Here is a 7,811-nt window from a genome sequence, read left to right on the forward strand (position 1 = left end):
GAATCTTCAAGCAGGAATCCTCACAGCGCCAGAGCGCTTGCGCCCGGCGCCTCCTCCAGGTCCGGCGTCCGCCTCGGCTGGTACTCCTCGCCCGCCTCCCGCACAAGCGCGGCCGTGAGCGGCCCGTCGGCCAGAATCGCCTTGCGCTTGGCCTTCAGCATGATCTGCTCGATGTCGGCGAAGCTGCAGCCGCGCAGCCAATCGGATGCCTTTGCCGTCAAGGCGGGCTCGGCCGGGAAGTCGCCGATCAGCAGCCCGACGAACCGCAGCCGCGCCGGCTCGTCGGGGTGGGCGTAGCTCAGCTTCGTATCGAAGCGCCGCCAGATGGCGGCATCGAGATCGCCGTCGAGATTCGTCGCCGCCATGAACACGCTGCCCTCCTCGAACTCGTCGAGGCATTGCAGCAGCGTATTGACGACGCGCGTCATCTCCTTCACCTCGTCGTTGTTCTCCCGCGTGCGCGCCACGGCGTCGAACTCGTCGAGGAACAGCACGCAGGGCTGGGAGCGGGCGTAGTCGAACAGCCGCCGGATGTTGCTCGCCGTCTCGCCCAGATGGCTGTGGATGATGGAATCGAGCCGTACGAGCAGCAGCGGCACCTCGAGCCGGGCGGCGATCGCAAAGGCCGTCAGCGTCTTTCCCGTGCCCGGCGGGCCGTACAGCAGCAGCTTGTTCGGAATCGGAACGTCATGCTCCGCGAATTTGTCCTTCAGGCTCAGAATGCGGAGGAACTCCTCGACGATGCGGCGGTTGTCCTCCTGGTAGACGATGCGCCTCGTCCTGCGGGCGCATTCCTTCGGGCTGTACACCGTCGCCGTATCGGTTCCTTTGGAGCGCGGCAGGCGGTAGGCCGACGACTTGCTCATGAGTCTAATTCTCCTTCGGATCTAAACGTAATAATTACTATTATAGGCGGGCGAGCGGTTTTGTCAAACCGCTCTTTCCGGCCGTCTCCATTCCAACAGCAAAAAGGCCGCCTCAGCGGCAGCCTTTTTCCAGCCGAACGTCTCGGTTCCCGGACGTCCGCGGCGCTTTTTTCGTTTCACGAGCTTTTCGTCCGCCGCTCCTCAGCCCCGGCCAGGCAGCTCCAGCGCAAACACGCGCAGAGACGGCAGCTGCAGCTCCGGGTCCTCGGAGCTCAGCGAGAAGCCGTCGGAGCCGGGAGACGGATAGATCAGGTCGGTCAGCACCGCCTGTCCACCGCAAGCGAACACCTCGACCGATGTACGGTCCACCCAGATGTCGAGCTCGATCCGGCCGTCGGCCGGTTCCGCCGCGACCGCATGCCGTCCGGCGAACTGCGGGTGGAAGCCGCTCCGGCCGGAGCGGGTCCGATCGACGTACAGCTGTCCAAGCTTCGCGTCGAAGCCGATTTCGGTCGTTTCCGCGGCGCCCTTGCGCACCTCCAGGACAAAGGAGGACTGCGCCGGCAGCACGGCCCGGATGAGGCAGATGTCCAGCCTCAGAGCGGCCAGCGCCTCGGCGGCTGCCGCGAGCGGAGCATCCGCAAGCTCCAGCAGCGGGACGAGCGCGCGCTCCAGCTCTCTCGCCGGACGCTGCACGAGCGTGTCGCCGCTCGGCGTCGAGGCGAGCGCCAGCTCCCTCGGCAGCGTCATCGCGCCGCGAAAGCCCTCCGTCGGCGTCAGGTTGGCGTATTTCCAATTGCTCATCCAGCCGATCAGCAGCCGCCGCCCGTCCTCCTTCGGCACGTCCGACCAGGTTACGCCCGCATAGTTGTCGCGCCCTCCGTCCAGCCAGCGGACAGCCTGCGAGGCCGCGTCGGGGACGAAGGAGGCGCCGTCGAAGAAGCCGGTGAAGTACTGCGTGCGCGAGCCTTCCTCCACAGCGGGAGCATCGCCGATGCTGACGAGCAGCACCCATCTGGAGCGGGCCGGATCGCCGTCGACCGCGAGCTCGAACAGGTCCGGGCATTCCCAGACCCCGTCATGGGAGCCGATGCCGTCGCCGAACTCGCTGCCGAACGTCCACTCCTTCAGGTCAGGCGAGGCATAGAAGCAGACGGTGTCGCCGCAAGCGACCGCCATCACCCAGCGCGACGTCGGCTCATGCCACAGAACCTTCGGATCGCGGAAGTCGATGTAGTCGTCGTGCTTCAGCACCGGATTGCCGGCGTATTTCGTCCATGTCCTGCCTCTGTCCTTGCTGTAGGCCAGGCTCTGCGTCTGCAGCGCCGGCTGTCCCTCGCGCTCGAGGTGATGGGTGAAGATCGCGACCAGCCCCGGCTCGCCGCCGAAAAAGCCGGTCGTGTCGTTCCAGTCGACGACCGCGCTGCCGGAGAAGATCATGCCGTGCTCGTCGGGGAAGAGCGCGATGTCCAGCTCCTCCCACTCCGTCAGGTCGCGGCTGACCGCATGGCCCCAGTACATCGGTCCATGCGTCATGCCATGGGGATGGTGCTGGAAGAAAAGATGATACTCGCCTTCGAAATAAACCATTCCGTTGGGGTCGTTCAGCCAGTTCTCCTTGGCCGAGAAATGGAGCTTGCCCCGATCATGCGCGGACATGTCGCCTCTCTCCTCTATTGCCGATTGGCTTGCCCTGCCCGGAGCGGACGCTAGCGGGCGGCCTTCACATACAGCCGGGCGCGCTCCTCCCAGATCTCGCCGGGCTCCAGGCGGAACAGGCCGATCTCCTCCGCCGGCAGCGGCGACTTGGGCGCGTTCACGAGGTTGACCTGCGGCTCGGGACAGAAGAAGCCCTCCGTCGCGAAGTTGTTCCAGATCATCCACTGCTTGTAGGACGTGCCGACGTCGTAGACGAGCGTCAAGCCCGCCTTGGCGTCGGTCAGCTCCATCCGGTTGCGGCCCTGCTGCGGCACGGCCGTGTAGTGGTTGTCCATCGCCGCGTAGAACGGATAGACGCCCTCGCCCTTGAGCTGCTCCTCCTCGGGGCTGAGCGGCTGATGGCGCGAGGTCGGCAGCATGCGGCCGTCCAGCTCCCAGCGCTCGCCGATCGTCAGCTTGACCTTGCAGTCGGATGCCGCGCTGCCGGGATGGAACGGCGCCCGCACCGCGGTATGGAACGCGAGCAGGCAAGGCAGCGCGCCGTCGCCCTCGTTGACGACCTGAACCTGCTGGGCGAGGCCGAGCTCGCCCAGCTCGTATTTCAGCCGGATCGTATAGCGGAACGGGAAGCTCGCATAGCTCGGATGGCTCTCGTCGACGCGGATGGACGTGACGACGTAGCTGCCGCTCGCCGTCGTGCCGAACTCCTCGATCTCCCAAGGCATGTTGTAGACGAAGCCATGCAGATGGTTGCCCGTTTCCGGCTCGTTGACCGGCAGCTGGAGCGTGCGGCCCTCCCACGGAAAAGCTCCGTCCTCGTAGCGGTTCGGCGGGAACAGCACGGGGATGCCGTGGATCATCGGGCGCGCCTTGAACGCCTCCATCTCGTCCTCGGCCGGCTCATGCAGGAAGCGGCTGCCCGTCTCCGCGTCGCGGAAGGCGATCAGGTTGCCGCCGATTTCCGGCAGCAGCGCCGCTTCATACTTGCCCGACCGCAGCCAGACCGCCTTTTCGCCCTGGCATGTACCCTCGTATGCTTCATGCTTCATGTCTCAGGCTCCTCCTCATGACTCGCGTGTCCTTCTCCACCTTACCTTACCGCATGGCGAAAAGTCCGTCCATAGGACGGACTCCCCCCTCTGCCGCGCCTGCCGGTTCAGCGGCAGATCGCCTCGATCGCCACCGGGTAGCGGCCGGCGTCGCGGCCGTACAGCGACAGGCCGCCTTCGGAGGCGCGCAGCTCCAGCCGCAGGCTGCGGCTTGCGTCGAGCTTCGCCGCGATCCGCGCCGGCACCTGGGCCCGGCACAGCCAGCCGTAGGAGCCGGCTTCGCTCAGCCGGCTGTCCGCCTCCTGGTAGTGCCAGGAGAGGATGCCGCGCGCGTCGGCCGGATCGTCCGGCAGGACGAAGGTCGCGATCCGCTCGCCTTCGACAAGGACGTCGACCTGCGACGCATGCTTCTCCTCGCCCGTCATGAAGTGCGTGTTGGCGTTGTTCTGCGCATCGGCCCTGTCGCCGTGCATGAAGTTGACGTTCGCGGCCTGGCTCTGTCCCTCCACATGATGCGCGAGCAGGCGCTTGGCGCTGGCTTCGAAGCGGATCTCCACCTCCGACAGCAGCGGCAGCCGCTCCGCGTCCGGCAGCGCGATGTCGTAGGCGAACGAGCCGGCAAGCCCGCCGCTGAGCTTGCGGCCGCCGATCGCGGTCCATGCCGTCTCGAACGAGCGCTCCGCCGTCTCGGCGACGGGCACGGATGCGGCGAGCGGCCGGGGGCCGGCTCCTCTGACGTCGAACGTCGTGAAGTTGCGGCTGACGACCTCGCCCTTCTCGTCGACGAGGCGCAGGCCGAGGACCGCCACCGCGTCCTCGTCCGGCATCGTCACGCGCAGCGGCTGCAGCTCGGCGACGCCGTAGCCGTCCCACCCCAGCTCGACCTCTCCGCTCTCGCGGATCGTCCTCGCTCCGTCGCGGTCATGCGCCAGCTCCCACCGCAGCGTCAGCTTCCGCCCGTGGAAGGCATCGCTGTAGCTGGAGCGGAGCAGCTTCACCTCGGCCTCGGAGCCTGCATCCACCGTCCGGCAGGGAGGCTCGTCGACGACGATGAAGTCGGCCGCGTGCAGGTCGCGCAGGCTCATGCCCGGCATGACGCCGTCATAGCCGAAGTCCTTGGCCGTGCCGTCCAGGCGGTAATAGCCGTTGAATTCGTTCGTCACGTCGCGGAACTCGGTGAAGACGAAGCCGCATAGCTTGTCGTGGCGGCGGAACTCGTTGAGCATATAGCGGTAATGCCAGGCCAGGTCGCTGTCCCCCGCTCCGCCCTCGATGCCCCAGACGTTGCCGCACTCGCTGTTCATGAGCGGGGCGTCCGTCTGCTTGTTGCCGCCCACATAGTTGAGCTCGGAGCCGGGATGCGTGCCCGAGACGACATGCTCGACATGCTCGCGCAGCTTGCCGTACCCGTTGATATAGAAATGCCACGTATTGAGGTCGGTCTCGACATGGTCCCAGTTGCACGGCGAGTTGTCCTCGACAAGACGGGTCGGGTCCAGCTCCTTGGCCCAGCGGTAGCAGCGGCGCACCCACTCCTGGGTTTCCGGGAGGTACAGCTGCTGCTGGCCCGCGTCCCCCGTCGTCGACACCGCGCCTGCATCCGTCTTCAGTCCCCAGGTCTCGTTGAACATGACCCACGAGAAGATCGACGGATGGTTCCAGTCGCGCTCGATCGTCTCCCGCGCCTCGCTCTCGTACGCGGCGCGCGCCCGCTCGTCCGGATTGCCCCAGAAGCAAGGCATGTCTTCCATGACGAGAATGCCGAGCTTGTCGGCCCAGTACAGCTTGCGCGGCTCCTCCGGCTTGATGTGGATGCGCACGAAGTTGAGGCCGAGCCTCTTCATCAAATAGATCTCCTCGCGCATCTCTTCGTCGGACGGGTACGTGAAGTAGCCCGTCCGGTGGTAGGACTGGTCGAGCGTGCCGTTCAGGTAGATCGGCTTGCCGTTCAGCGTGACCCACTTATAGCCGCGCTCGCCGAACGCCTCGGCGCCGATCTCGCGGATGCCGAAATACGTGCCGATGCGGTCCTCGCCCGCCACGCTGGTCAGCGTCAGCCCGCCTTCGTACAGATGCGGAGCGTCCGGGCTCCACAGCCGCGGCTCCGTGACCGAGAAGCGGACCCGCGCCTCGTTCGCGCCGGCGCCCAGCTGCAGCTGCTCGCTGGCGGACGCGTCCGGTCCGAAGTCCAGCTGCAGCAGCGCCTCTCCCGCCTGCGCGGCCTCGATGCGCAGCACGGCTTCGACCGAGCCGTCGATCGCCGTCTCGAACTTGGCGCTCCGCACGAACGTCAGCGGCCGGCCCTCCAGCCAGACCGGCTGCCAGATGCCGCGGATCTCGCCGTAGCCTTGCTTGCCGCGCGCCTGCCAGGCTCCGTCGAGGTCCTCGGCGCGCACGACGATCTCATTGTCCGCCTCCGCCCGCCAGGCAGCCGTCACGTCGAGGTCGAACGAGCCGTACCCGCCTCGGTGGGAGCCGGCATGGACACCGTTCACCCAGACGTCGCACTCGTAGTCGACGGCGCCGAAGCGCAGGAATACGAGCGAGCCGGCGGCGGCAGGACTCCAGCGGACGGCGCGGCGGTACCAGCCGACGCCTTTCTCGTCGCGGCCCCAGCCCGACAGCGGGCTCGCCCACGAGAACGGCACGGTGATGCGGGCGTCGAAGTCCGCGTCCTCCGGCAGCTTGCGGGGGGAGGACGCGGCGGATTCGGATTCGGCGGCGGCTTGGCCGGAGGCTGCCGGAGCAGCGGTCGGAGCAGCGGTCGGAGCAGCGGTCGGAGCAGCGGCCGCCTCGAAGCGGAAGTCCCATTCGCCGTTCAGATTCAGCCAGTCCCGTCGCTCCCAATCGGGGCGGGGATGCTCGGGGCGAGGCTGTTCAAGCTTCGTTTCGGTTAGGGATGGCACGTTCGGACACACACCTTTCCAGCAGGAATTGCCCTCATCATAGCGCATACATAATGATTTCGCAATATGTATTTTTATTTTACAATATTGAGGATTCCGGCTAGACTAGAAGCATCCCAATTTCGCCAAAGGACGGGCTGACATGAACGAACCGAAACAAGAGCTGATCCGCTATCCCGCCTCCCGTCTGCTGGACGTCGCCAAGGCGCTGTCGAGCGACATCCGCCTGCGGATTCTGGAGGCGCTCGGCGAGCGCCCGATGAGCGTCAGCCAGCTGGCCGAGGCGCTCGGAGCGGCTCAGCCGACCATCTCGATCAACGTGCAGGCGCTCGAGCAGGCCGAGCTGGTCTCCTGCCGCCAGGGCAGCGGGCGCGAGAAGATCTGCACGGCGAGCTGCCGCTCCGTGCTGCTGGAGCTTCCGCTGCGCTCCGGCGACGCGCTTCGCCGCGTGGAGGAGATCCGCATGCCGATCGGCCTCTATTCCCGCTGCGACATCCAGGCCCCATGCGGCATGGCCTCTCGGGAAGGAGCCGGACTCGGGTCGCCGGACGACCCGCGCGTCTTTTATATGCCGGAGCGCGCCGAGGCCGCCATCCTCTGGTTCTCCGGCAGCGGCAGCCTGGAGTACGAATTCGCCAATCCGATGCCGCCCGGAGCGGAGCTCGACGAGCTCGTCCTGACGGCCGAGCTCTGCTCCGAGGCGCCCGGCTTCCGCGACGACTGGCCGTCCGACATCACGATGCTCGTCGACGGCCTGCCGGTCGGCACCTGGACGAGTCCCGGCGACTTCGGCGACCGCAAGGGACGCTTCACGCCGGAGCGCTGGCGCGGCAATACCGAGTATGGCCGGCTGACGGAGTGGAAGGTGACCCGGGACGGCTCGTTCCTGAACGGCGAGCGCTGCTCGGAGCTGTCGCTCGGCGACCTGACGCTTGCGTTCAACGAGCCGATCCGCATCAGGCTGGCCGTCGCCGCCGATGCGGCGAACGCTCGCGGCCTCAATCTGTTCGGCACGGGCTTCGGCGACTACGCGCAGGATCTCGTGCTGAGCTTTGTGCGCCGCGTCAGGCCGGACGAGGGCTGACGCTCAGGTCGGGTCTTGCCGGGCAAGGAGAAGGGGCAGGGTCAAGGTCCAAAATGGACCTTGACCCTGCCCCTTTGAGTTGGGCGGGACGGCCGCCCGGCCGGTTTTCGCGGATCCAAGGCAGGTTTGTGCCTTGGTTCCGGCCGCCTGGCCGGTTTTCGATGATCCAAGGCAGGTTTATGCCTTGGTTCCGGCCGCCCGGCCGGTTTTCGCAAATCCAAGGCAGGTTTATGCCTTGGTTCCGGCC

General features: G+C 66.7%; 5 protein-coding genes. 1 reads left to right on the plus strand and 4 read right to left on the minus strand.

All coding sequences use genetic code 11. From position 1 onward, the window contains the following. Window positions 1-20: 20 nt before the first annotated feature. The 4 genes from H582_RS0102425 to H582_RS0102440 form a co-directional block, all read right to left on the minus strand. Window positions 21-866 carry an AAA family ATPase gene (locus tag H582_RS0102425; RefSeq protein ID WP_028597225.1) on the minus strand — a complete coding sequence of 282 codons (846 nt, stop codon included), beginning with the start codon at window positions 864-866 and terminating at the stop codon, window positions 21-23. A gap of 201 nt (window positions 867-1,067) precedes the next feature. Continuing rightward, window positions 1,068-2,525, minus strand: a complete 1,458-nt coding sequence (locus H582_RS0102430; protein WP_028597226.1) for a glycoside hydrolase family 32 protein — start codon at window positions 2,523-2,525, stop codon at window positions 1,068-1,070. Between the two features lie 50 nt (window positions 2,526-2,575). Beyond that, the gene (locus tag H582_RS0102435) at window positions 2,576-3,574 is read right to left on the minus strand and encodes an aldose 1-epimerase (protein ID WP_028597227.1); all 999 of its coding nucleotides are present in this window, start codon (window positions 3,572-3,574) and stop codon (window positions 2,576-2,578) included. Window positions 3,575-3,681: 107 nt separating this feature from the next. Continuing rightward, window positions 3,682-6,480 carry a glycoside hydrolase family 2 protein gene (locus H582_RS0102440; RefSeq protein WP_043110757.1) on the minus strand — a complete coding sequence of 933 codons (2,799 nt, stop codon included), beginning with the start codon at window positions 6,478-6,480 and terminating at the stop codon, window positions 3,682-3,684. 142 nt (window positions 6,481-6,622) lie between these two features. On the opposite strand from H582_RS0102440, the gene H582_RS0102445 reads away from it, so the two are divergent. Then, a complete protein-coding gene (locus H582_RS0102445; RefSeq protein ID WP_028597229.1) occupies window positions 6,623-7,564 on the plus strand; it encodes an ArsR/SmtB family transcription factor in 942 nt (313 codons plus the stop codon). Window positions 7,565-7,811: the final 247 nt, after the last annotated feature.

The organism is Paenibacillus pasadenensis DSM 19293 (assembly GCF_000422485.1).
Lineage (GTDB): Bacteria > Bacillota > Bacilli > Paenibacillales > Paenibacillaceae > Paenibacillus_O > Paenibacillus_O pasadenensis.